Source organism: Bacillus sp. R86525, assembly GCF_042466195.1.
Taxonomy (GTDB): domain Bacteria; phylum Bacillota; class Bacilli; order Bacillales; family Bacillaceae_G; genus Bacillus_A; species Bacillus_A nitratireducens.
In genome coordinates, this window is record NZ_JAXHPX010000007.1 from 71,326 (window position 1) to 97,014 (window position 25,689).

Sequence of the window (25,689 nt, forward strand, 5' to 3'; positions counted from 1 at the left end):
TCCTCATTTAAGAGTCAATACTTAATTGAACTCTCAAAACTAAACGAAAACGAAACACGGAAACTTATATTGATGAACAGTGTTCATCAATTCTCCATAGAAAGGAGGTGATCCAGCCGCACCTTCCGATACGGCTACCTTGTTACGACTTCACCCCAATCATCTGTCCCACCTTAGGCGGCTGGCTCCATAAAGGTTACCCCACCGACTTCGGGTGTTACAAACTCTCGTGGTGTGACGGGCGGTGTGTACAAGGCCCGGGAACGTATTCACCGCGGCATGCTGATCCGCGATTACTAGCGATTCCAGCTTCATGTAGGCGAGTTGCAGCCTACAATCCGAACTGAGAACGGTTTTATGAGATTAGCTCCACCTCGCGGTCTTGCAGCTCTTTGTACCGTCCATTGTAGCACGTGTGTAGCCCAGGTCATAAGGGGCATGATGATTTGACGTCATCCCCACCTTCCTCCGGTTTGTCACCGGCAGTCACCTTAGAGTGCCCAACTTAATGATGGCAACTAAGATCAAGGGTTGCGCTCGTTGCGGGACTTAACCCAACATCTCACGACACGAGCTGACGACAACCATGCACCACCTGTCACTCTGCTCCCGAAGGAGAAGCCCTATCTCTAGGGTTTTCAGAGGATGTCAAGACCTGGTAAGGTTCTTCGCGTTGCTTCGAATTAAACCACATGCTCCACCGCTTGTGCGGGCCCCCGTCAATTCCTTTGAGTTTCAGCCTTGCGGCCGTACTCCCCAGGCGGAGTGCTTAATGCGTTAACTTCAGCACTAAAGGGCGGAAACCCTCTAACACTTAGCACTCATCGTTTACGGCGTGGACTACCAGGGTATCTAATCCTGTTTGCTCCCCACGCTTTCGCGCCTCAGTGTCAGTTACAGACCAGAAAGTCGCCTTCGCCACTGGTGTTCCTCCATATCTCTACGCATTTCACCGCTACACATGGAATTCCACTTTCCTCTTCTGCACTCAAGTCTCCCAGTTTCCAATGACCCTCCACGGTTGAGCCGTGGGCTTTCACATCAGACTTAAGAAACCACCTGCGCGCGCTTTACGCCCAATAATTCCGGATAACGCTTGCCACCTACGTATTACCGCGGCTGCTGGCACGTAGTTAGCCGTGGCTTTCTGGTTAGGTACCGTCAAGGTGCCAGCTTATTCAACTGGCACTTGTTCTTCCCTAACAACAGAGTTTTACGACCCGAAAGCCTTCATCACTCACGCGGCGTTGCTCCGTCAGACTTTCGTCCATTGCGGAAGATTCCCTACTGCTGCCTCCCGTAGGAGTCTGGGCCGTGTCTCAGTCCCAGTGTGGCCGATCACCCTCTCAGGTCGGCTACGCATCGTTGCCTTGGTGAGCCGTTACCTCACCAACTAGCTAATGCGACGCGGGTCCATCCATAAGTGACAGCCGAAGCCGCCTTTCAATTTCGAACCATGCAGTTCAAAATATTATCCGGTATTAGCCCCGGTTTCCCGGAGTTATCCCAGTCTTATGGGCAGGTTACCCACGTGTTACTCACCCGTCCGCCGCTAACTTCTTGAGAGCAAGCTCTCAATCCATTCGCTCGACTTGCATGTATTAGGCACGCCGCCAGCGTTCATCCTGAGCCAGGATCAAACTCTCCAATAAAGTTAGTTTGTCTAGCATCTAAAAATAAAAATTGACGTTTCACGTTGTTTGTTTCGTTTAGTTTTCAAAGTTCAACATCGCGTTTCAGCGACTTTCATAATATATCATAGTATATTATTTTCGTCAACAAGTTTTTTAAGATAATTTGTATCTCTCATTTGCTGACTCTGCCTATTATATAGACTTCTCTATCACTATGCAAGTATTATTATAAAAAAATAAGAGGGGGAAAAATCCCCCTCTTATTCTTCATAAGAAACCTCTTCATTAGATTCCTCTTCTTCATCTTTTTGTGCTTTTGCTACTGTCGCTACCTCTTGTTCATCCTCTAAACGAATTAGACGGACACCTTGTGTATTACGTCCCATTTGAGAGATTTGATCAACTGGCATACGAATAATAATGCCTGCCGCTGTAATTAGCATGATGTCTTCTTCACCTGTTACAGACTTAACTGCTACTAATTTACCGTTCTTATCTGTAATGTTACAAGTCTTCAGACCTTTACCACCACGACTTTGCAGACGGTATTCATCAATCGGTGTACGCTTTCCGTAACCATTTTTCGTTACAATTAGAACATTTACATCCTCTTCGACAATTTCCATGCCTACAACTTGATCTTCATCACCTAATGTAATTGCTTTTACACCAGCCGCATTACGTCCCATGGAACGCACATCTTGCTCATTGAAACGAATTAACATACCGTTGCTTGTTCCAACGATAATATCCTTATCACCAGATGTTAAGCGTACAGAGATTAATTCATCCTCTTCACGAAGAGAAATCGCAATTAAGCCATTCGTACGTATATTTGCAAATGATGAAAGTGGTGTTCTTTTAGAGATACCTTGTTTTGTTGTAAAGAATAAGAACTGATCATCACCAAATTCACGAATTGGAATAATGGCGTTAATCCACTCCCCTTTATCTACACCTAATAGGTTAATAATCGGTATACCTTTTGCTGTACGGCTATACTCTGGGATTTCATATCCTTTCGTACGGTATACTTTACCCTTATTAGTGAAGAATAAAATATGATCATGTGTAGAAGTAGTCAATAGATGCTCTACGAAATCATCATCATTCGTTCCCATTCCTTGTACACCACGCCCACCACGGTTCTGCGTTTTGTACGTAGAAGCTGGTAACCTCTTAATATAACCGTTATGAGTTAACGTAATTGCAATGTTTTGCTCTGGAATCAAATCTTCATCTTCAATAAATTCCATACCGCCAATTGTAATTTCCGTTCGTCTCTTATCATTGAAGCGCTCTTTTACTTCCGTTAATTCTTCACGAATAATCTCAAGAACTTTCTCTTCATCTGCTAAGATCGCTTGTAATTCAGCGATTAACTTCATTAACTCTTGATATTCTTGCTCAATTTTTTCACGCTCTAATCCTGTTAAACGTTGCAGACGCATATCTAAAATTGCTTGTGCTTGTTTCTCACTTAAACCGAAACGTTCCATTAAGCCTTGCTTTGCAATATCTGCTGTTTTCGAACCACGGATTAACGTAATAACTTCATCAAGATGATCTAGAGCAATTCGTAATCCTTCTAAAATATGAGCACGCGCCTCTGCTTTTTCTAATTCATAAGCAGTACGTCGACGAATTACTACCTTCTGATGCTCCAAGTAATGATATAAATTTTGTTTTAAATTCAATACTTGTGGCTCTCCATTTACAAGAGACAACATATTAATACCGAAACTTGTTTGAAGTGCTGTATGTTTATATAGATTATTTAATAGTACATTGGCATTGGCATCACGACGTACTTCCATAACAATACGCATACCGTTTCGATCTGACTCATCACGCAAATCCGTAATACCTTCAATTTTCTTATCACGAACTAATTCTGCAATTTTTTCAATTAATCTCGCCTTATTAACTTGATAAGGTAGTTCAGTTACGAGAATAGATTGTTTACCATTTGACTTCTCTTCAATTTCAACTTTAGCTCGAAGCATAATAGAGCCTCTACCTGTTTCATACGCTCTTCGAATCCCGCTTCGGCCCAAAATTAAACCTGCTGTTGGAAAATCTGGTCCCGGAATAAACTCCATTAATTCCGCAATAGTAATTTCAGGATTATGGCTTAGTGCCAATACGCCATCAATTACTTCACCAAGTTGATGCGGCGGAATGTTTGTTGCCATACCAACTGCAATACCCGTCGTACCATTCACTAATAAATTAGGGAAACGCGCTGGCAATACAATTGGCTCTCTTTCAGAACCATCATAGTTATCTTGATAATCAATCGTATTTTTTGAAATATCACGTATTAATTCCATAGAAATCTTAGACATTCTTGCTTCTGTATAACGCATCGCTGCTGCCGAATCACCATCAACAGAACCAAAGTTACCATGCCCATCAACAAGCATATAACGTTGACTAAAATCTTGCGCCATACGTACCATCGTCTCGTAAACAGCTGAATCACCATGAGGGTGATACTTACCAATTACTTCACCGACAATACGTGCTGATTTCTTATACGCTTTATCAGCTGTAATTCCTAAATCATTCATCGCATATAAAACCCTACGATGCACAGGTTTTAATCCATCACGAACATCTGGTAATGCACGAGATACGATAACACTCATTGCGTAATCTAAAAATGAGGTACGCATTTCATGACTAATATTAATTTCTCGAATTCGTGCTTGTTGTTGATTGTCTGACATCAACGAGCACCTCCTCTTACATTTCCGTTACACATACATTGATTTATATGTAGAAGACAGGAATACTTAGATTCCTGTCATTACTCATTTAAATATCAAGGTTTTTCACGTATTTTGCATTTTCTTGGATAAAGTTACGACGTGGCTCTACTTTATCTCCCATTAAAATTTCAAATGTTTCATCTGCTTCAATTGCATCTTGAAGAGAAACTTGAAGTAATGAACGTACTTCCGGGTCCATTGTCGTCTCCCATAACTGAGTTGGATTCATTTCCCCTAGACCTTTATAACGCTGAATCCCTGGCTTAGGTTGGGCTGGTAATTCCGCTAAGATTTTTTCAAGTTCCTTATCGTTATAAGCATATTGAATTTTCTTACCTTGTTGTACTTTAAACAAAGGTGGCTGTGCGATATATATATATCCACACTCAATTATTTGACGCATATAACGATAGAAGAACGTTAATAATAGGGTACGAATATGTGCACCATCAACATCGGCATCGGTCATAATAATAACTTTATGATAGCGTGCTTTTTCAATAGAGAAGTCCCCGCCGATATTTGTACCGATCGCCGTAATAATTGTACGAACTTCATCATTTGATAAAATCTTATCTAAGCGTGCCTTTTCAACATTAATAATTTTACCCTTCAGCGGTAAAATTGCTTGGAAATGACGATCGCGCCCTTGTTTTGCAGATCCACCCGCAGAGTCACCCTCTACGATATAAATTTCACTAATTGCTGGATCTTTAGAAGAACAGTCTGCCAATTTCCCTGGTAAACTTGAAACTTCTAAAGCACTCTTTCGGCGAGTTAACTCACGAGCCTTTTTAGCTGCTACACGTGCACGCGCTGCCATCGTCCCTTTATCTACAATTTTACGTGCAACATTGGGATTTTCCAGTAAGAACTTTTCAAATGCCTCTGAGAATACTGACTCTGTAATTGTTCTTGCTTCACTATTTCCAAGTTTCGTCTTCGTTTGTCCTTCGAATTGTGGATTCGGATGTTTAATTGACACAATTGCTGTTAAACCTTCACGAACATCTTCACCAGTTAAATTACTATCCGCATCTTTTAAAATATTATTTTTACGACCATAATCGTTGATCACACGTGTTAGGGCAGTTTTAAATCCTACCTCATGTGTACCACCTTCATACGTATGAATATTATTTGTAAATGAGTAAATATGATTTGTATATCCTTCGTTATATTGAAGCGCAACTTCAACCTGAATACCATCTTTTGAACCTTCTACATATACAGGTTCCTCATGAATTGGTTGTTTTGAACGATTTAAATGTTCAACATATGATTTAATTCCACCTTCATAGTGAAACTCTTTCTTTTGCTTATGTTCACGCTTATCTTCAATTGTTAATTTAATATTACGATTTAAAAACGCCAACTCACGCATACGAGTCGCTAACGTATCAAATTCATATTCTGTCGTCTCTTTAAAAATCTCTGGGTCCGGCTTAAAGCGAGTTATTGTTCCAGTTTTATCTGTATCACCGATGACTTTTAAATCCGCAACTGGAATACCTCTTTCATACTTTTGGTAATGGATTTTCCCATCACGATGTACAAATACTTCTAGTTCTGTTGATAAGGCATTTACAACAGATGCACCAACACCATGCAAACCACCAGAAACCTTATAACCGCCACCGCCGAATTTACCTCCAGCGTGAAGGACAGTCATGATAACTTCTACTGCAGGACGTCCCATTTTTTCTTGTATACCAACTGGAATACCACGTCCATTATCCGTTACAAGAATACTATTATCTTCTTCAATACTAACGTTGATTTCATCGCAATACCCCGCTAAGGCTTCATCGATACTATTATCGACAATCTCCCATACAAGGTGGTGAAGTCCTTTTCCACTTGTAGTACCAATGTACATACCCGGACGTTTCCGAACTGCCTCTAGTCCTTCAAGTACCTGTATCTGACTTTCATCATATGCATTTTCTTGCATCTGCTTTTGTTCCATTGACACAAAGATCACCTACTTTTCCATTTAAACAGGGATTATGCCCTGTCCATTTCACAATCTACCGTGCCGTTCATTACATGAATTGTTTTCGCTTCTTTTAATGTTTCGTGTTCAATTCCGTCGACACTCGTCGTTGTCACAAATGTTTGCACTTTTCCTTGAATTGTATTTAACAGATGTGATTGACGATAATCATCTAATTCTGATAATACATCATCCAATAAAAGAATAGGATATTCCTTAACTTCTGAGTAAATCAATTCAATTTCAGCTAATTTTAGGGACAGTGCGGTCGTTCGTTGTTGTCCTTGCGAACCAAAGACTTGAACATTTTTACTATTAACGAAGAATTGTAAATCGTCACGATGAGGACCAATTAAAGTTGTACCACGGAAAATTTCACGTTGTTTCACAGATTGAAAACTTTCATAGTATACTTCTTTTATTTTCGACAAATCCATTGATTCTGATACATCTAGGCTTGGTTTATAGACGATTTCTAATTCCTCTAATCCCCTGCTGATCCCGCGATGTATCGGCGCAGCCCATTCTTGTAGTAAATGCAAAAACTCAAAACGTTTTCGCAATATTTTTGCACCATGCTCAATGAGTTGAAGTGTAAATACATCCAACATCGTTTCCTCATTTTTACTATTCCCTTGCATCTTTTTAAGCAAGTGATTTCGTTGCGTGAGCACTTTTTGATATTGGCTTAGTTCATACAAATAAACGGGCGCTATTTGTCCTAGTTCCATATCTAAAAAGCGTCTTCTTACTTGAGGGCTTCCTTTTACAAGATTTAAATCTTCTGGGGCAAACATCACAACGTTCATTTCACCAATGTATTGGCTTAACTTTTGTTGTTCAAGTTGATTTAGCTTTGCCTTTTTACCTTTTTTGGAAATATTTAATTCTAAAGACAAAGAACTATTTCTTTTTTGTAATCTACCTTTGATTTGACCGTAATCCTCATCCCATCGAATAAGTTCACGATCATTAGAGGTTCTATGAGATTTCGCCATCGCTAATACGTAAATGGCCTCCATCAAATTTGTTTTCCCTTGTGCATTTTCACCAATAATTACATTGACCTTGTCCTCAAAGGAAAGCTCTAACTTTTCATAATTACGATAGTTTTTTAATTGTATTTCTGTAATAAACAAAGGGATCCCCCTTTATGCCTGAACTTGGAAAGTTCCACTTCCCGGAATTTCAATAATATCATTCGCATATAACTTGCGACCTCTTCTATTCTCAAGCTCTTGATTCACGTACACTTCATATTCTTGTAAGAACCATTTCACAGCCCCGCCCGTATCAATTACATCGGCTAGCTTTAAAAATTGTCCTAGTGTAATGTATTCTGTTGAAATTTTAATACTTTTCATAAAAATCTCTCACTTTCTGAAAGTGTTCATTCTTTCATTGTACTAAATAAACTAGCATTAGGAAAGCAATACCCTAAAATCAAATAAGGGTCACTAGTACCTTTAAACTAGCAACCCTCAACCCTTACTTAGTAAGTACGTACCGGTAAAATTAATTGGATGATGGAATCATCATTTACTGTACGAATCAAAAACGGCCTCATCGCCCCAGTAAAGCTAATTTTAATTTCTGTACTATCTAAAGCTTTTAATGCGTCCATCATATATTTTGCACTAAAAGATATTTTTAATTCTTCTCCATCTACGTTTTCACATTGAACTTCTTCTACTACTTTTCCGATTTCTGGTGAATTTGAAGAAATCTCAAGCATTTGTTGTTCTAATGTCGATAATTTAACAACATTGTTACGACCATCTCTTGCTAATAGCGAAGCACGATCAATTGCTTGTAAAAATTCTTTTGTATTCACAAAAATATCTGTCTTACTCTCGGCTGGAATTAAACGTGTTGTATCTGGATAGTTACCTTCTAACAATCTCGAGAAGAATAATAAATGTTTTGTACGGAATAATACTTGATACTCCGTAATAACGATATCTACCATTTCTTCAGATTCATCTAGGATTTTACTTAATTCATTTAAGCTCTTACCAGGAATAACGACATTGGCTTGAAATTCATCAGCAATATTATACCCTTCAATTTTCGCTTTACGAAGTGCTAGTCTGTGACTATCTGTTGCAATACAAGTTAACTCGCTGTTATATACTTTCCAGTTTACACCTGTCAAGATCGGTCTTGTTTCAGAAGTTGAAACTGCAAATACCGTTTGCCTAATCATATGTTTAAGTAAATCTGTTGGAATCTTAAATACATGATGTTCTTCAATCTGAGGTAGTAACGGATATTCAGCTGAATCTAAACCATTTAAATTAAACTCTGATTTTCCAGATTTTATTTTTGTCATAAAATGATTTTCCACAGAAATTTCAACAATTTCTTTAGGTAATTTTTTTACGATCTCACTAAAATATTTTGCTTGTAAAACAATACTTCCTGATTGTTCAATTTCAACAACCTCTTTTCCAGCATCTTCGACTGGGATAAATGATTCGATAGAGATATCTGCATCGCTACCTGTTAAAGTAACCCCTTCTTCAGTTGCTACAACTTTAATTCCTGTAAGAATTGGAATTGTTGTACGAGAAGAAACTGCCTTCATTACATCTTGTACACCTCTTACAAGATAGTCTTTTTGTATTGTAAAACGCATAACGAAAAACCTCCGGTAAGTATAAGATTTTATTTATTTAATAAAGATAAAAAAGTAGTAGTAATAGTAATAGGGCTTGTGGATATGTGGATAACCCCGTTTAAAGATGTAAAAACAGTCTATCTACATGTGGATAGACTGTGCGTAAAACAAGGTAAGTTATTCACACTATTCAGCTACTACTACTTTAAAATATCATTAATTTCTTCGACATGTTTTTGTAATTGAGTATCCGTTTTTAATAGCTTCGAAATTTTTTCGTGAGCATGGATTACTGTTGTATGATCGCGGCCACCAAATTCTTCACCTATTTTTGGTAAAGATGAGTCCGTAAGTTCACGTGATAAGTACATTGCAATTTGACGAGGGAATGCAACGGATTTTGTACGTTTTTTTGCTTTGAAATCTTCTAATTTTACTTGATAGACGCCCCCAACGGCCTTTTGAATATCAGAGATAGAAATAATTCTAGGTATAGAGTTTGGAATAATACCTTTAAGTGCTTCAGCTGCTAAATCAGCATTAATATCTTTATTAATTAAAGATGAATAAGCTACAACTCGAATAAGTGCACCTTCTAACTCACGAATGTTAGAATCAATTTGATTTGCAATATAAAGCATAACCTCATTTGGTATATCAAGGCCTTCTGCTTTTGCTTTTTTACGTAAAATTGCAATTCTAGTTTCTAAATCTGGTGGCGTAATATCCGTAATTAAACCCCATTCAAAGCGAGAACGAAGGCGATCTTCTAAAGTTGGGATTTCTTTTGGTGGTCTATCACTTGAAATCACAATTTGTTTACTTTCTTCATGTAACGCATTAAATGTATGGAAGAACTCTTCCTGTGTTTGTTCTTTTCCAGCAAGAAATTGAATATCATCTATCAATAAGACATCTACATTACGATATTTATTACGAAAATCGACAGCTTTATTATCACGAATTGAGTTAATGAATTCATTTGTGAATTTTTCAGATGATAAATATACAACTTTTGCATTCGGGTTGTGTTCAATTACATAATGCCCAATTGCGTGCATTAAATGTGTTTTTCCAAGTCCAACGCCCCCATAAATAAAGAGCGGATTATAAGCTTTAGCTGGAGCTTCAGCTACAGCTAAAGAAGCAGCATGTGCAAAACGATTACCAGAGCCAATAACAAATGTATCAAATGTATATTTTGGATTTAACATGCTCTGTGGTAAATGAGTGGAATCATCTTGTGCTCGATTTTTTTTAATAGGAGGAAGATCTATATCCTCTTCCGCCTGACTTTGGGGAATAATAAAACGAATAGCTAGTTTTGCCCCTGTTAAATCATAAAGTGTTTCCGAAATGAGTTCTGAATAATGGGATTCTAGCCAGTCACGAGCAAATTCATTTGGAGCTGTGATAGTTAATACATCTTTTTTCAAGTTATGAGCGGTTGTTGATTTTAACCATGTTTCATAACTTGGCTTACTTACCTTTTTTTCTAAGTCTTTCAAGGCGCTATTCCATAAATCAGAGATATTTTCCAAAGGTGTCCCTCCTTTACAAAGATGGTAAAAGAATAAGGTTGCGCAACAATTGTACAACCCGTAAATATTTTAAATGCATATTTATACGAAACGTATTTTAAAATATAAAAACGTTGTTTGTATCCGAGATAGAGTTTTCGACAAAAAAACAAATGTGGACAACTATTTACCCACATGTGATTCAAACTGTCCACATGTTATACACAAATTGTGGATAAAATAAAGATGTGGAAAACTTATTCAAAGTGAAAACACAACTATAATATCAAAAAACAGTAGCTATAGCAATGAATTTAAGAAAGTTATCCACAAAATCAATACCTTGTGGAATAAACTTGTCCACAACACGATATACTGTGTAAAAGTAAAAAAAGAGTTTGTGGATACAAAAAAAGAGAAAAGATATTTATCCACAAGGAAATATAGGGGCTGTGAAAAAGTCTGTGAATAGGTTCAAAATGAATATTTGATGAAAATTTCAAGAACCATTGACATTTTCCTAGTTGATTAACTATAATTTATTAGACTGTCTTTAACAGATATTCCTCAGGGAGGTGTCATATAATGAAAAGAACTTACCAACCAAATAAACGTAAGCGCAGCAAAGTACATGGTTTCCGCAGCCGTATGAGCACAGCGAACGGACGTAAAGTGCTAGCAGCTCGTCGTCGTAAAGGAAGAAAAGTATTATCTGCGTAGACCACTGATCGTTCAGTGGTCTTTTTTTCTAATAATAATGAATTTCCGCTGATGAAATACAGGAGTGTCAATTGATATGAAGAAAAAAAATCGTATAAAAAAGAATGATGAATTTCAGGCTGTTTTCCAAAAAGGACAGTCGAATGCTAATCGTCAGTTTGTTGTATACCAATTAAATAAAGAAAAGCAGCTATACTTTCGCATCGGCCTTTCTGTTAGTAAGAAAATAGGAAATGCAGTAGTTCGTAATCGAATCAAGCGTATGATTCGCCAAGCGATTATGGAATTAAAAGATGAGATAGATTCTGGAAAAGATTTTGTTATAATAGCAAGGAAGCCTTGTGCAGAGATGACATATGAAGAGTTAAAGAAAAGCTTAATTCATGTCTTTAAACGCTCTGGTATGAAAAGAATAAAAAAGTAGCGTAAGGAAATGAATTACACTATATACATACCGAAACAAGGAGGAGCAGGCTTTGAAAAAGAAAATAGGTTTATTAGCCATGGTTATTATGCTAATGGCAATTGCTACCGGCTGTAGTGAAACAAATCAACCGATTACACCGAAAAGCACTGGGATTTGGAATGAATATTTCGTATACCCGCTTTCTCAGTTAATCACGTATTTTGCAGAATTATTTGGTAGTAATTACGGTTTAGCAATCGTGGTTACAACTCTTATCATTCGTTTTGCATTATTACCATTAATGATTAAACAAACGAAGAGTACGAAAGCAATGCAGGCGTTACAACCAGAAATGGTGAAATTAAAAGAGAAATATAGTTCTAAAGATCAAGCAACACAGCAAAAACTACAACAAGAAATGATGCAGTTATATCAAAAGAATGGTGTAAACCCATTAGCAGGATGTTTACCAATATTTGTTCAGATGCCTATTTTATTCGCGTTTTATCATGCGATTATGAGAACAACAGCAATTAGTGAACATACATTTTTATGGTTCGATTTAGGACAGGCGGATCCGTTCTATATCCTTCCAATTGTTGCAGCTATTACGACGTTTATTCAGCAAAAGCTTGCAATGGCAGGAACGGCTGGACAAAACCCGCAAATGGCAATGATGATTTGGCTTATGCCAATCATGATTTTAGTCTTTGCAATTAACTTCCCAGCAGCATTATCACTATACTGGGTAGTTGGTAACATCTTTGGTATTGCTCAAATGTATTTGATCAAAGGGCCTGAAATTAAGGCTAGTAAGGCAGGAGGATCAAGCAAGTGAGTATAATTACTGCTAAAGGCCAAACAGTCGAGCTGGCAGTACAAGATGCTTTAAGACAATTAAATGTTTCGAAAGATCGAGTAGATGTAAAGATTATTGATGAGGGTAAGAGGGGATTCCTAGGTTTATTTGGGAATCGCCCCGCTATAGTAGAAGTTGTAGTGAAGAAAGATCCCATCCAAGAGTGTGAAGAATATTTAAAAAATGTTATTCGCAATGTGGGTGTGGAAGTTGAGATTAGAAAAGTTGTAAAAGGCCGTGAAGTGGAATTTACAATTTCTGGTGAAAATGTAGGTGTTTTGATTGGTAAAAGAGGGAACACCTTAAATTCTTTACAGTATTTAACAAAACTTGTAGCAAATCGTAATACGAAGCAATATATTGGCATAACGCTAGATGCTGAAAATTATCGTAGTAAAAGAAAAATTACGTTAGAATTGCTTTCTTATCGATTAGCAAAACAAGCAGTAAGTACGAAAAAAAGAGTTATGTTGGAACCTATGCCATCTTTTGAACGAAAGATTATTCATCAAGCATTATCTAATCATCAAAATATCATTACAACTTCTGAAGGAAAAGAACCACATCGATATGTTGTAATATCTTCCAAGTGACCGGTTACTCAATTGAGTGCCGGTTTTTTTGAGGCGAAAATAAATGTGGATAACTAAAAAACACTAAACTTATCCACTGTTAATAAGTTTAGTGTTTTTTACATGAGGACATAATAAAATGAGTTATTATTCTTTTGCAGATAGGTTCGTTATGGTATCCTAATAATTTAGTGACGTAAAAAAATCATGTTGAAATAGAGATAAATAAGCAAGTGAGGTGAAAGGACATGGAATTTGATACAATTGCCGCAATTTCCACAGCTCTTGGGGAAGGTGCAATTGCCATTGTTCGAGTAAGTGGGGATGATGCGATTGAGAAAGTCGATCGTATTTTTAAAGGGAAAGATTTAACACAGGTTGATTCTCATACAATTCATTATGGTCATATTGTCGATTTAGATACAAATCAAGTAATTGAAGAAGTTATGGTATCGATTATGCGTGCACCTAGGACTTTTACGCGTGAAAATATAGTAGAAATCAACTGTCATGGTGGACTTGTTTCGGTAAATAAAGTATTACAGCTTATTTTAGCACAAGGAGTACGTTTGGCAGAGCCTGGTGAATTTACGAAACGTGCTTTTTTAAATGGGCGTATTGATTTATCACAAGCGGAAGCTGTTATGGATTTAATCCGTGCAAAAACAGATCGTGCTATGAACGTGGCAATCAACCAAATGGAAGGGCGATTATCTAAATTAATTGGTCGCCTGCGTCAAGACATATTGGAAACGTTAGCCCATATTGAGGTAAATATAGATTACCCAGAATATGATGATGTAGAAGAGATGACGCATAATATTTTAATTGAGAAAGCTACACATGTTCGCGCTGAAATTGCAAAAATATTAGAGACATCGAAGCAAGGAAAGATTTTACGTGAAGGTATTGCTACTGCGATTATTGGTAGACCTAACGTTGGAAAATCATCGCTATTAAATAGTCTCGTTCAGGAGAAAAAGGCAATCGTAACTGATATTGCAGGAACAACGAGAGATGTTATTGAAGAGTACGTTAATGTGCGTGGTGTACCACTTAAACTTATAGATACAGCTGGTATTCGTGAAACGGAAGATGTTGTTGAACGAATTGGTGTAGAGCGTTCAAAAGAAATGATGAGCCAAGCCGATTTAGTGTTAGTTGTAGTCAATTATAGTGAAGCTTTAACGAATGAAGATGAAGAACTATTCCGTGCCGTACAAGGAAAAGACTTCATTATTATTGTCAATAAGACAGATTTACCGCAAGAAATTGATATGGAACGTGTTACAGAGCTAGCTGCAGGAAATCGTGTTATTACGACGTCTTTAATTGAGGAGCAGGGAATTGATGAGCTTGAAAAGGCGATAGCTGATTTATTCTTTGAAGGAGCAATTGATTCTGCAGATATGACATATGTTTCTAACACGAGACATATTGGATTATTAACACAAGCAGGAACGACAATTGGAGATGCAATTGAAGCGATAGAAAATGGTGTTCCAATCGATATGGTACAAATTGATTTAACAAGAACGTGGGAAATACTTGGTGAAATTACTGGTGATACCGTCCATGAAAGCCTAATTGACCAGTTATTCTCTCAGTTTTGTTTAGGAAAATAATAAAGCGAAGCAACGTTTTAGAAAGATAGAGATTATTAGGAGGAATAAACAATGGGATACAATGCCGGTTCATACGATGTCATAGTAATCGGTGCAGGTCATGCAGGATGTGAAGCTGGTCTTGCGGCAGCACGAATGGGCTCAAAAACCTTAATGTTAACAATTAACTTAGATATGGTAGCATTCATGCCATGTAACCCTTCTGTTGGTGGACCAGCAAAAGGGATTGTTGTTCGTGAAATTGATGCATTAGGCGGAGAAATGGGACGCAATATCGATAAGACACATATTCAAATGCGTATGTTAAATACGGGTAAAGGACCAGCTGTACGTGCGCTTCGTGCACAAGCTGATAAATTCTCTTACCAACATGAATTAAAGAAAACAATTGAAGAAACACCAAACTTAACGTTGTTCCAAGGTCTGGTAGAGCGTTTAATTGTTGAAGATGGTGTATGTAAAGGGGTAATTACACAAGCTGGTGCTGAATACACAGCAAAAACAGTTGTAATTACAACTGGAACATTTTTACGCGGTGAGATTATTATGGGAGATTTAAAATATTCAAGCGGTCCAAATAATCAGCAACCATCTATTACTTTATCTGAACATTTAGAGGAACTTGGTTTTGACCTTGTTAGATTTAAAACAGGTACGCCTCCGCGTGTAAATAGTAATACGATTGATTACAGTAAAACAGAAATCCAACCGGGTGATGACAAGCCAAGAGCTTTCTCTTTTGAAACGACAAAATTTATTACGGATCAAATTCCATGTTGGTTGACGTATACAAGTACAGAAACACATCGTTTAATAGATGAAAACTTACATCGCTCAGCTATGTATTCTGGTATGATTAAAGGAACAGGGCCTAGATATTGCCCTTCAATTGAAGATAAGGTAGTTAGATTTAATGATAAACCACGTCATCAAATTTTCTTAGAGCCAGAAGGACGTAATACACAAGAGGTATATGTTCAAGGGTTATCGACAAGTTTACCAGAAGATGTGCAACGTGACATGCTTAGAACAATCCCTGGTCTAGAAAATGTTGAAATGATGCGTACAGGTTATGCAATTGAATATGATGCAATTGTACCAACTCAATTATGGCCGACACTTGAAACGAAAAAAATTAAAAATTTATATACAGCAGGACAAATTAACGGAACTTCTGGTTACGAAGAAGCAGCAGGACAAGGGCTTATGGCTGGGATTAATGCAGCGTGTCGTTCTTTAGGTAAAAAAGAAGTTATTTTAGGACGTGCTGATGCTTATATCGGTGTCTTAATTGATGACCTTGTAACGAAAGGTACAAATGAACCATATCGTTTATTAACGTCTCGTGCAGAATATCGCCTATTATTACGCCACGATAATGCTGATCTTCGTTTAACTGAAGTTGGTCGTGAAATTGGCTTAATTAAAGAAGATCGCTATGAGAGATTTACAAATAAAAAGTTACAAATTGAACAGGAAAAGGAACGTTTAGGGAGCATTATTATTAAACCACGTCCTGAAGTTCAAGAATTAATTCGTAGTATTGGCGGAAGTGAATTGAAAGATGGAATACGTGCAAGTGACTTATTACGTCGTCCAGAGGTGACATATGAGCATATTCATCTTTTAGTACCAAGTGAAGTAGCATTAAGTGATGAAATTACGGAACAAGTTGAAATTCAGACTAAGTACGAAGGATACATTGAAAAATCTTTACAGCAAGTAGATCGTATGAAGAAAATGGAAAACAAAAAAATCCCTGTGGATATTGATTATGATGCGATTTCTAGCCTTGCCTCAGAAGCGAGACAGAAATTGAAAGATGTTCGTCCACTTTCAATGGGGCAGGCTTCACGTATTTCTGGCGTAAATCCAGCTGATGTTTCCATTTTGCTTGTGTATATTGAACAAGGAAAAATTGCACGAGTATCGAACCAATAAATAGTAAGGAGATATTGCTAGATGAACATAGAACAATTTCAATCTATGCTAGAAGAGAAGGGTATCACCCTCTCTTCTAGACAATTAGAGCAGTTCAAAATCTACTTTGAAACGTTAGTAGAGTGGAATGAAAAAATGAATTTAACAGCTATTACGGAGAAGGAAGAAGTATACTTAAAACACTTTTTTGATTCTATTACAGCTGCTTTTTATTATGATTTTTCGAAACCATTCTCTATTTGTGATGTTGGCGCAGGAGCTGGATTCCCAAGTATCCCGCTGAAAATCTGTTTCCCACATTTAAAAGTAACAATTGTAGATTCATTACAAAAACGTATTAATTTCTTAAATCACTTAGCGCAAAAATTAGAGTTAAGTGATGTTGCATTTTGTCATGATCGTGCTGAAACATTTGGGAAAAAAGAAGGTGTACGTGAATCATACGATATTGTGATGGCACGTGCAGTTGCGCGTCTTTCTGTATTGAGTGAGCTATGTTTACCACTTGTAAAAGTTGGAGGAACATTTATTGCAATGAAAGGTGCTGCAGCAAACGAAGAAATTGAAAATGGCAAGTATGCTTTAGAGGTACTAGGCGGGGAATTAAAAGAAATGTCTACGTTCCAATTACCCTTTGAGGAAAGTGAACGTAATATTTTATTAATCGAGAAAAAGCGCAAGACACCAAAGAAATATCCACGCAAACCGGGAACACCCAATAAATTACCTATTGAAAAATAAATCTTATTAGACGTAAGATTGAATTATATAAATGAAAACGTAAATGTTTCATAGGAAACATTTTATGGAGAATAGTCAATAGGCCTAAAAGGTGGTGGAATATGTATGAAAAATACGTTTTCTCGTTTATTTGGCTTTGGAGATAAAGAGAGCGAATTCGAATTACAAGAGGAAAGCCATGAAGAAATAGATAAAAAGGTATATGAGGAAATACAAGAAATCCCGATAGTAAATATTACCCCTAACCGTTATCAACCACGAACAGTTTTCGATGATGCACGAATCGATGAACTAGCATTAACGATTCGTACTCATGGGCTTATCCAGCCGATTGTCGTGAGGCAATATGAGGATGATAAGTATGAGATTATTGCTGGAGAAAGACGTTTCCGCGCAGCAACGAAGCTAGGGTGGGAAAAGGTTCCTGCGATTATAAAGAACTTAAATGATACAGAGACAGCTTCTGTAGCGCTAATTGAAAATTTGCAACGTGAGGAATTAACAGCAATCGAGGAAGCTGTGGCATATCAAAAGCTGATTGAGTTACATAATTTAACACAAGAAGCACTGGCACAACGACTTGGAAAAGGGCAATCCACAATCGCAAATAAGTTGCGATTGTTAAAGTTGCCTGAAGAAATAAAAAGTTCGTTATTAGAAAAAAGTATTACAGAGCGTCACGCTCGTGCTCTCATTCCTTTAAAAAATGAGGAATTACAACTGAAGGTTTTACAAGAAATTGTGGAAAAACAACTGAATGTAAAGCAAACAGAAGAACGAATTGCAAAATTACTAGAGGAAGCAAAACCGAAGCGTAAAGCAAAGCAAAAAGCAGTAAGTAGAGATACGAGAATTGCTATGAATACAATTAGGCAGTCATTAGAAATGGTTGCTAATAGTGGTTTAAATGTTAATTCTGAGGAAGAAGAATTTGATGAGTACTATCAAATTACGATTAAAATTCCGAAGAAAAAATAATAATGGCGTGTTAGAGACCTTATCCTAGTGGAGAGGTCTCTTTTACTATATTTTCTTGTTAATGAAGGAGGAGTTTAGAAATAAATTTTGAAGTTTAATAAGGACGTAAAAGAAAAGCTTTTATTTCATGTTACAATAAACGTAATTGTTACTAGAATAAGATAGAAAGGTTGAAAGTAGGTGACATCATGGGAAAAATCATTGCTATTGCTAATCAAAAAGGCGGTGTTGGAAAAACAACAACATCTGTTAATTTAGGGGCTGGATTGGCGCAAGTAGGTAAAAAAGTCCTTCTCGTAGACATTGATGCTCAAGGAAATGCCACGACTGGTGTGGGAATTGAAAAATCCGAATTAGATCAATGTATTTATAATGTTCTGGTGGAAGATGCAGATGTTCAAGGAGTTATACGTAAAACCGCAACTGAAAACTTAGATGTTCTACCCGCTACAATTCAATTGGCCGGTGCTGAAATTGAATTGGTACCGACTATTTCCCGGGAAGTACGTTTGCAAAGGGCATTACAGCCAGTTCGTGATGAATATGAGTATATTATTATCGACTGTCCCCCATCCTTAGGGTTATTAACGATTAATGCATTAACAGCAGCAGATTCAGTTATTATTCCTGTTCAGTGTGAATATTACGCACTAGAAGGATTAAGTCAGCTATTAAATACAGTTCGACTTGTGCAAAAACATTTAAATAAAAATTTAGCAATCCAAGGTGTATTGTTAACGATGTTGGATGCCCGTACAAATTTAGGGATTCAAGTTATAGATGAAGTGAAAAAATACTTTAGGGATAAAGTATACCGTTCGATTATTCCTCGAAATGTGCGCTTAAGTGAAGCGCCAAGTCATGGGAAACCGATTATGCAGTATGACGCTAAATCAAGAGGAGCAGAAGTATATATAGATTTAGCAGAGGAAGTGATTGCAGGTGGCTAAAGGATTAGGAAGAGGAATTAATGTGTTTTTTCCTGATTTGGATGTGAAGGAAGAAGAAACAATTCAGGAGATTATAGTAACTGAATTAAGGCCGAATCCATATCAACCACGTAAGCATTTCAATAAAGAAGCAATTCAGGAATTAGCGGCTTCTATTAAAGAACATGGCATATTGCAACCATTAATCGCTAGAAAGAGTATTAAGGGATATGAGATTGTTGCAGGTGAAAGAAGATATCGTGCTGCTAAAGAGGCTGGACTTGAAAAGGTACCTGCCGTCGTAAGACAATTAAACGAGCAGCAAATGATGGAATTTGCTTTGCTTGAAAACTTACAACGAGAAGATTTAAATCCTATGGAAGAGGCAATGGCATATCAGATGTTAATGAGTGAGCTAAATGTAACGCAAGAACAATTAGCGAAACGTCTTGGTAAAAGCAGACCTTACATTGCAAATTATACTCGGTTATTAAGCCTCCCTTCGTTCGTACAAGATATGATTGCAAATGGTCAACTTTCAATGGCTCACGGTAGAACCTTACTTACGATAAAAGATGAAGAACAACTGAAGTCTTTATTAAAACGAATCGAAAAAGAAGGATTAAATGTTCGCCAATTAGAAAAAATTGTCCAGGAGATTAATCAAAGCGTTTCACGTGAAACAAAACAGATAAAAAAAGATCGAAATATATTCTTCGTAGAGCGTGAAACGTTCTTAAGAGAAAAGTTTGGTACAGATGTAAAAATTAAAGAAACAAAAAAAGAAAAAGGTAAAATTGAAATTGAATTTTTCAATAAAGAAGATTTAAATCGTATTTTAGAATTATTATCACAGAAAAACTAAAAAGCAAACCATCTTATTATTTATAGATGGTTTGCTTTTTTTAACGCAGATAATTTTTGATCCGTTTCTTTTATACTTTGTGCAATTACATCAGCCATTTTCATGACTAAACTTAATCTTGTATTTTGAAGAACGAAAAACTCCATAAAACCATTTAGATTGACGATGCCGTGTATATGCAAATCACCAACTGCAGGTAATTTCTTATTCATCGCAGCCCCAGGTTTACTAGGTCCCTTTCCGGTAGTGATTGAACCGATACTTTGAGATTTTCCTAAGCATGCATCAACAGCAATTATAAAAGAAGCAGGATTTTCTTTCTGTATATTCTGAATTTTCTCTTCTAAATTTAACGCATGTATTGGTTCATCTAGTGTGCCGAATACTTGGAAGTTTTTAATTTCTACTTGTTCTAGTTTAGTGCCAACTAATGGGCCGAGTGCATCACCGGTGGAACGATCTGTTCCGATACAAACGAGAATGAGTGGTATGTTAGTTTTAATGGGAATATGGGAAAGTAAAAAGTTACTGATTGTCTCGGAGGCTTCTAAGTCTTGGTGCATAACATTTTGAGTTTCTTTTTCGAAAAAAGGTAAGCGAAAACTTCCAATATTCATGAAGCACCCATCCTTTTAATAAATTTTCAAAATATGTTATACGTTGAGTAAAATGGAAAACTATAAGTGCGTACTTTTTGCAAAATGTGAGTGAAAACGGAAATAATAGTACTAGTATATATATATTCGCTCCATTTTATACCTGGATAGAAGTTAACAAATGGAATTAAAGTCATAAATTTTTTTCAGAAATCAGAGAGACTTCTGATACAATGAGAAGGATAACTAAAAAGAAATTTTAGCTGGAGAGGTAGAGGTACATGGATTTAGCGTTGAAATGGTTTGAGTCCATTGATTGGACGAATATAGGGGTAAAATCACTACAAATAGTCGTTATTTTAATACTTGGTGCAATTATTGTGCGAGTTGCAAGGGCAATTGTACGAAATGCGTTTCGTATGGGAAGTCGCTCGCCAATTCAAATTTCAGAACGTCGTACAGTTACAGTGGCGAAGTTACTTGAAAATATTGTGGCATACGTTGTTATGTTTATTATGTTAATTGCGATTTTAGGCGTGTTCAATATTAATGCATCAGGTCTATTAGCTGGTGCCGGGGTCATTGGTTTAGCAGTCGGATTTGGTGCTCAAAGTTTAGTGAAAGATGTCATTACAGGACTATTTATTTTGTTAGAAGATCAGTTTTCAGTAGGTGATTATGTAAGAATTGGTCAGTTTGAAGGAGTCGTTTTAGAAATTGGACTTCGTACGACAAAAGTAAAGAGTTGGACAGGTGAAATTCATACTTTACCAAACGGAAGTATTATTCAAGTTACTAATTTTTCAGTCAGTAATAGTGTGGCATTCGTTGATGTATCTATTTCGTATGAGGCTGACATAGCAAAAGCAGAGCAAGTAATTGAAGAGTTATTAGTAGAATTACCTGCAAAGTACGAGAAGATGGTAACAACACCTCAATTGTTAGGTGTACAAACATTAGCTGCATCAGAAGTTATATTACGTGTTATTGTTGAAGTGGAGCCAATGCAACATGCAGTTATTGCAAGAGCCCTTCGTAAGGAAATTAAAAATCGTCTAGATTTACATGGAATTGAAATTCCATATCCACGTATGGTTTTATATAATCGTGAAGAATTGGTTAGTGAAAAAGCAATTTAGTATAGAGAGGGGTTTGGAGAGTGGAGCAAAAGCAATATAACTTGTACGATGTTGTGGAAATGAAGAAGGCCCATCCATGCGGTGTAAATCGCTGGAAGATTATTCGTATGGGAATGGATATCCGCATTAAGTGCGAGGGATGTGACCATTCGGTAATGATCCCTCGAAGAGAGTTTGATCGTAAGGTAAAAAAAATACTTGTGAAGCATGAAGAATAGAGAGAAAGTAACAGTTGCAGTGGGTAGCTGTTACTTTTTTTCGTTTGGAGGAAACTTGTCATTTTTTTCGTTACTATCTATAATGATGAAAGATTGAGACATAGGAGTGAAAAATATGGGATTAACGGCTGGGATTGTTGGATTACCTAACGTAGGAAAGTCCACTTTATTTAATGCAATTACACAAGCAGGAGCAGAATCTGCGAACTATCCATTCTGTACAATTGACCCAAACGTAGGGATCGTAGAAGTACCAGATGAGCGTTTAAATAAATTAACGGAATTAGTAGAACCGAAAAAAACTGTTCCGACTGTATTCGAATTTACTGATATTGCAGGTATCGTAAAAGGTGCAAGTAAAGGTGAAGGATTAGGAAATAAATTCTTATCTCACATTCGCCAAGTAGATGCAATTTGCCAAGTTGTTCGTTGTTTTGAAGATGAAAATATTACACACGTTTCAGGGAAAGTAGATCCAATTGATGATATTGAAACAATCAACTTAGAACTAATCTTAGCGGATTTAGAATCAGTTGATAAACGTATCGAGCGTGTTGCGAAATTAGCAAGACAAAAAGATAAAGAAGCAGTATATGAGCATGAAATTTTAGTGCGTTTAAAAGAAGCTTTCGAAGAGGGAAAACCAGCTCGTACTGTTGAATTTACAGAAGAGCAAATGAAGATTGTTAAAGGCCTTCATTTACTTACAACGAAAGAAATGCTATACGTAGCAAACGTAAGTGAAGATGATATTATGGATCCTTCTGAAAATAAATATGTACAAATGGTAAAAGAATTTGCTGCAACTGAAAATTCTCAAGTAATCGTTGTATGTGCAAAAATCGAAGAAGAAATCGCTGAGCTAGACGAGGAAGAGAAAAAAGTATTCCTTGAAGAACTAGGCATTGAAGAATCTGGTTTAGATCAATTAATTCGTGCTGCATATGATTTATTAGGACTTGCTACTTACTTCACAGCTGGTGTGCAAGAAGTGCGTGCATGGACGTTTAAACAAGGTATGAAAGCACCACAATGTGCTGGCGTAATTCATACAGACTTTGAGCGTGGATTTATTCGCGCAGAAACAGTTTCTTATGATGATTTAATGACAAACGGTTCTATGACAGCTGCAAAAGAAGCTGGAAAAGTACGTTTAGAAGGAAAAGAGTATATCGTAAAAGACGGAGATGTTATGCACTTCCGCTTTAACGTTTAATTTAATATTTCCTAGGAAAAATAAAGATATGAACTTGGCAAATATATTATGTGTTTGCCAAGTTTTTTACGTATTGGTGAGTTGATTCATATAACTTACTATGATATAATCTAAACTCGTGAGTAATTACTATAAATTAATTGCTCCTTGCCCATTATGGGCCGTTTAGACCAAAAGGAGGTGAAAGTGTAATGAGAAAGTACGAAATTATGTACATCATTCGTCCTGGCGTTGAAGAAGAAGCTCAAAAAGCTTTAGTTGAACGTTTTGCAGGTGTTTTAACAAACAATGGTGCAGAAATCATTAACACGAAAGAGTGGGGTAAGCGTCGTTTAGCTTACGAAATCAACGACTTACGTGAAGGTTTCTACATGATCTTAAACGTGAACTCTAACTCAGAGGCGATTAACGAATTCGATCGTTTAGCTAAGATCAACGAAGATATCCTTCGTCATATCGTTGTTAAAGAAGAAGAAAAATAATTGATATATAAGGGAGAGTGGTTCGATTGATGAATCGTGTTATCCTCGTTGGTCGTTTAACTAAGGACCCTGACTTACGTTACACGCCCAATGGTGTTGCAGTAGCTACTTTTACGTTAGCTGTGAATCGCGCATTTGCGAATCAACAAGGTGAGCGTGAAGCTGACTTTATTAATTGTGTAATATGGCGTAAACAAGCAGAAAACGTGGCAAATTATTTGAAAAAAGGTAGCTTAGCAGGCGTAGACGGACGTCTTCAAACTCGTAATTACGATGGACAAGATGGTAAACGTGTATATGTAACAGAAGTTCTTGCGGAGAGCGTACAATTTTTAGAGCCGCGTAATGGCGGTGGGGAGCAACGTGGTTCATTCAATCAGCAACCATCAGGAGCTGGTTTCGGTAACCAAAGCTCTAACCCATTTGGTCAATCTAGTAATTCAGGTAACCAAGGTAATCAAGGTAACTCTGGATTTACGAAGAATGACGATCCATTTTCGAATGTTGGTCAACCGATTGACATTTCGGACGACGATTTACCATTTTAATGGTATGAATCGGCTATTTTTAACAAAGAATGGAGGGAATAGACATGGCAGGACGCAAAGGTGGACGTGCGAAGCGTCGTAAGGTGTGTTTCTTCACATCTAACGGCATCACTCGCATTGACTATAAAGATGTTGATTTATTAAAACGTTTCGTTTCTGAGCGTGGTAAAATTTTACCTCGTCGTGTAACAGGAACAAGCGCAAAATACCAACGCAAACTTACAGTTGCAATTAAACGTGCTCGTCAAATGGCACTTTTACCATATGTTGGTGAATAATAGCGTATGAAATGCACAGTAGAGTCGGACTCTACTGTGCATTTTGCTATGCTTTTCTTTTTGAAAGAGAGGTTAGATGATGAAAAGCACGAAATTTATTACTGAGGGTGCAGCGTTATTGGCAATATATGCAATTTTATTGCTTATATCTATGTATGTTCCGATTTTAGGTACAGTTGCAATATTTGCGTTGCCCCTACCGTTTATATTATTAACAGTGAGACATAAACTATCTAATGTGCTCGTAATTTTTGTAGCGGCGCTTTTTGTTACAGTTATCGTGAGTCAACCGATTAGTCTCATAAAGACTGTGATGTTTGGGCTAATAGGTGTTGTATTAGGATATATGTATAAAAAAGGGAAAAAACCAGTTGAGATATTAATAGCTGGAACACTTGCATATTTAATTGGTATGATGCTCATTTATGTAGGAAGTATAAAGTTTTTTAACATAGATTTAATGAAGCAAATGCAAAATATGTTTAGTGAAAGCATGGTGCAAAGTGAAAAAATAGCAAATGCGGCTGGTATGCCAGTTAGTAAAGAACAAAAAGAGTTATTTGCACAAATGAATGATATATTACAAACGTTATTTCCAAGTATACTTGTGCTAGTTTCTGTATGTTTTTCTTGGATTACAGTGATAATATCAGGTAGTGTTTTGAGAAAGTTAAAGTACGACGCGACACCTTGGCCTAAATTTAAAGATATACAATTGCCAAAGAGTATTGTCTGGTATTACGTCATATTTATTTTGCTATCAACTTTCATGAAAGTTGAACCAACATCATATTTACATATGGTATTTTCTAATCTATATGTAATCTTTGCCTTGCTACTTGTATTGCAAGGATTAACGTTTATCACTTTTTTAGCACACAAAAAGGGTTTTACGAAAGGCGTTCCTATTATTAGTTTTATCGTATGTATGTTTATTCCAATGCTGTTTCCTCTTGTGACAATCTTAGGTATAATTGATTTAGGGATTTCATTGCGTTCTAAAATGCAGTGAAAAACAAAGGGATAAAATAG

The 25,689-nt window shown here is 36.8% G+C and carries 24 protein-coding genes and 1 rRNA gene; 17 read left to right on the top strand and 8 right to left on the bottom strand.

The genetic code is table 11. The features are described 5' to 3' along the window. Positions 1 to 100: 100 nt before the first annotated feature. The 7 genes from SJY24_RS02805 to dnaA all read right to left on the bottom strand — a co-directional run bounded on the left by SJY24_RS02805 (position 101) and on the right by dnaA (position 10,565). Positions 101 to 1,652: ribosomal RNA gene (locus SJY24_RS02805) — 16S ribosomal RNA — on the bottom strand. 242 nt (positions 1,653 to 1,894) lie between these two features. Next, a complete protein-coding gene (gene gyrA / locus SJY24_RS02810; RefSeq protein ID WP_377863674.1) occupies positions 1,895 to 4,366 on the bottom strand; it encodes a DNA gyrase subunit A in 2,472 nt (823 codons plus the stop codon). Positions 4,367 to 4,454: 88 nt separating this feature from the next. Next, the gene (gyrB, locus tag SJY24_RS02815; protein WP_377863675.1) at positions 4,455 to 6,377 is read right to left on the bottom strand and encodes a DNA topoisomerase (ATP-hydrolyzing) subunit B; all 1,923 of its coding nucleotides are present in this window, start codon (positions 6,375 to 6,377) and stop codon (positions 4,455 to 4,457) included. Positions 6,378 to 6,415: 38 nt separating this feature from the next. After that, complete coding sequence (gene recF, locus SJY24_RS02820) at positions 6,416 to 7,543, bottom strand: DNA replication/repair protein RecF (RefSeq protein ID WP_000470960.1); 1,128 nt, start codon at positions 7,541 to 7,543, stop codon at positions 6,416 to 6,418. 12 nt (positions 7,544 to 7,555) lie between these two features. Then, a complete protein-coding gene (gene yaaA, locus SJY24_RS02825; RefSeq protein WP_000835828.1) occupies positions 7,556 to 7,768 on the bottom strand; it encodes a S4 domain-containing protein YaaA in 213 nt (70 codons plus the stop codon). A 128-nt stretch (positions 7,769 to 7,896) separates the two neighbouring features. Continuing rightward, the gene (gene dnaN / locus SJY24_RS02830; protein ID WP_001212881.1) at positions 7,897 to 9,042 is read right to left on the bottom strand and encodes a DNA polymerase III subunit beta; all 1,146 of its coding nucleotides are present in this window, start codon (positions 9,040 to 9,042) and stop codon (positions 7,897 to 7,899) included. Positions 9,043 to 9,224: 182 nt separating this feature from the next. Further along, positions 9,225 to 10,565, bottom strand: coding sequence for a chromosomal replication initiator protein DnaA (gene dnaA, locus SJY24_RS02835; protein ID WP_128853192.1), 1,341 nt, complete (start codon positions 10,563 to 10,565; stop codon positions 9,225 to 9,227). Positions 10,566 to 11,129: 564 nt separating this feature from the next. Here dnaA and rpmH point away from each other — a divergent pair. From rpmH to spo0J, 10 genes are all read left to right on the top strand, one after another. Further along, positions 11,130 to 11,264 carry a 50S ribosomal protein L34 gene (rpmH, locus tag SJY24_RS02840; protein ID WP_000831901.1) on the top strand — a complete coding sequence of 45 codons (135 nt, stop codon included), beginning with the start codon at positions 11,130 to 11,132 and terminating at the stop codon, positions 11,262 to 11,264. 76 nt (positions 11,265 to 11,340) lie between these two features. Continuing rightward, entirely contained in the window at positions 11,341 to 11,688 is a 348-nt protein-coding gene (gene rnpA, locus SJY24_RS02845; protein WP_377863676.1) for a ribonuclease P protein component, read from the top strand. A 52-nt stretch (positions 11,689 to 11,740) separates the two neighbouring features. Continuing rightward, complete coding sequence (gene spoIIIJ, locus SJY24_RS02850) at positions 11,741 to 12,508, top strand: YidC family membrane integrase SpoIIIJ (protein ID WP_377863677.1); 768 nt, start codon at positions 11,741 to 11,743, stop codon at positions 12,506 to 12,508. After that, positions 12,505 to 13,122, top strand: a complete 618-nt coding sequence (gene jag, locus SJY24_RS02855; RefSeq protein ID WP_377863678.1) for an RNA-binding cell elongation regulator Jag/EloR — start codon at positions 12,505 to 12,507, stop codon at positions 13,120 to 13,122. Before spoIIIJ ends, jag begins: the two co-directional genes overlap by 4 nt. A 227-nt stretch (positions 13,123 to 13,349) precedes the next feature. Further along, positions 13,350 to 14,726 carry a tRNA uridine-5-carboxymethylaminomethyl(34) synthesis GTPase MnmE gene (gene mnmE, locus SJY24_RS02860; protein ID WP_097810518.1) on the top strand — a complete coding sequence of 459 codons (1,377 nt, stop codon included), beginning with the start codon at positions 13,350 to 13,352 and terminating at the stop codon, positions 14,724 to 14,726. Between the two features lie 51 nt (positions 14,727 to 14,777). Continuing rightward, positions 14,778 to 16,667: a tRNA uridine-5-carboxymethylaminomethyl(34) synthesis enzyme MnmG gene (gene mnmG, locus SJY24_RS02865; protein ID WP_377863679.1), complete on the top strand. Its 1,890-nt coding sequence runs from the start codon at positions 14,778 to 14,780 to the stop codon at positions 16,665 to 16,667. A gap of 21 nt (positions 16,668 to 16,688) precedes the next feature. Beyond that, positions 16,689 to 17,408, top strand: a complete 720-nt coding sequence (gene rsmG / locus SJY24_RS02870) for a 16S rRNA (guanine(527)-N(7))-methyltransferase RsmG (protein ID WP_001019628.1) — start codon at positions 16,689 to 16,691, stop codon at positions 17,406 to 17,408. Positions 17,409 to 17,513: 105 nt separating this feature from the next. Continuing rightward, positions 17,514 to 18,386 (top strand): nucleoid occlusion protein, encoded by an 873-nt coding sequence (gene noc / locus SJY24_RS02875; RefSeq protein WP_377863680.1) that lies wholly within the window; start codon positions 17,514 to 17,516, stop codon positions 18,384 to 18,386. A 188-nt stretch (positions 18,387 to 18,574) separates the two neighbouring features. Then, positions 18,575 to 19,336 carry a sporulation initiation inhibitor protein Soj gene (gene soj / locus SJY24_RS02880; protein WP_377863681.1) on the top strand — a complete coding sequence of 254 codons (762 nt, stop codon included), beginning with the start codon at positions 18,575 to 18,577 and terminating at the stop codon, positions 19,334 to 19,336. After that, on the top strand, positions 19,329 to 20,180 hold the full coding sequence (spo0J, locus tag SJY24_RS02885) for a stage 0 sporulation protein Spo0J (RefSeq protein ID WP_001051821.1): 852 nt from the start codon (positions 19,329 to 19,331) through the stop codon (positions 20,178 to 20,180). Before soj ends, spo0J begins: the two co-directional genes overlap by 8 nt. Before the next feature lie 20 nt (positions 20,181 to 20,200). Here spo0J and yyaC read toward each other — a convergent pair whose 3' ends face one another. Then, positions 20,201 to 20,797: a spore protease YyaC gene (gene yyaC / locus SJY24_RS02890; RefSeq protein WP_001020733.1), complete on the bottom strand. Its 597-nt coding sequence runs from the start codon at positions 20,795 to 20,797 to the stop codon at positions 20,201 to 20,203. 260 nt (positions 20,798 to 21,057) lie between these two features. Here yyaC and SJY24_RS02895 point away from each other — a divergent pair, with 260 nt between their 5' ends. The 7 genes from SJY24_RS02895 (at position 21,058) to SJY24_RS02925 (ending at position 25,669) form a co-directional block, all read left to right on the top strand. Then, positions 21,058 to 21,915 carry a mechanosensitive ion channel family protein gene (locus tag SJY24_RS02895; protein WP_377863682.1) on the top strand — a complete coding sequence of 286 codons (858 nt, stop codon included), beginning with the start codon at positions 21,058 to 21,060 and terminating at the stop codon, positions 21,913 to 21,915. A 20-nt stretch (positions 21,916 to 21,935) separates the two neighbouring features. Then, on the top strand, positions 21,936 to 22,133 hold the full coding sequence (locus SJY24_RS02900) for a DUF951 domain-containing protein (protein ID WP_000436055.1): 198 nt from the start codon (positions 21,936 to 21,938) through the stop codon (positions 22,131 to 22,133). Between the two features lie 115 nt (positions 22,134 to 22,248). Further along, entirely contained in the window at positions 22,249 to 23,349 is a 1,101-nt protein-coding gene (ychF, locus tag SJY24_RS02905; RefSeq protein WP_377863683.1) for a redox-regulated ATPase YchF, read from the top strand. Between the two features lie 191 nt (positions 23,350 to 23,540). Continuing rightward, a complete protein-coding gene (rpsF, locus tag SJY24_RS02910) occupies positions 23,541 to 23,831 on the top strand; it encodes a 30S ribosomal protein S6 (protein ID WP_001233782.1) in 291 nt (96 codons plus the stop codon). Between the two features lie 26 nt (positions 23,832 to 23,857). Further along, complete coding sequence (ssb, locus tag SJY24_RS02915) at positions 23,858 to 24,379, top strand: single-stranded DNA-binding protein (RefSeq protein WP_000981963.1); 522 nt, start codon at positions 23,858 to 23,860, stop codon at positions 24,377 to 24,379. Positions 24,380 to 24,423: 44 nt separating this feature from the next. Beyond that, positions 24,424 to 24,657, top strand: coding sequence for a 30S ribosomal protein S18 (gene rpsR / locus SJY24_RS02920; protein ID WP_000918874.1), 234 nt, complete (start codon positions 24,424 to 24,426; stop codon positions 24,655 to 24,657). Positions 24,658 to 24,733: 76 nt separating this feature from the next. Beyond that, the gene (locus SJY24_RS02925; RefSeq protein WP_000978260.1) at positions 24,734 to 25,669 is read left to right on the top strand and encodes a YybS family protein; all 936 of its coding nucleotides are present in this window, start codon (positions 24,734 to 24,736) and stop codon (positions 25,667 to 25,669) included. Positions 25,670 to 25,689: the final 20 nt, after the last annotated feature.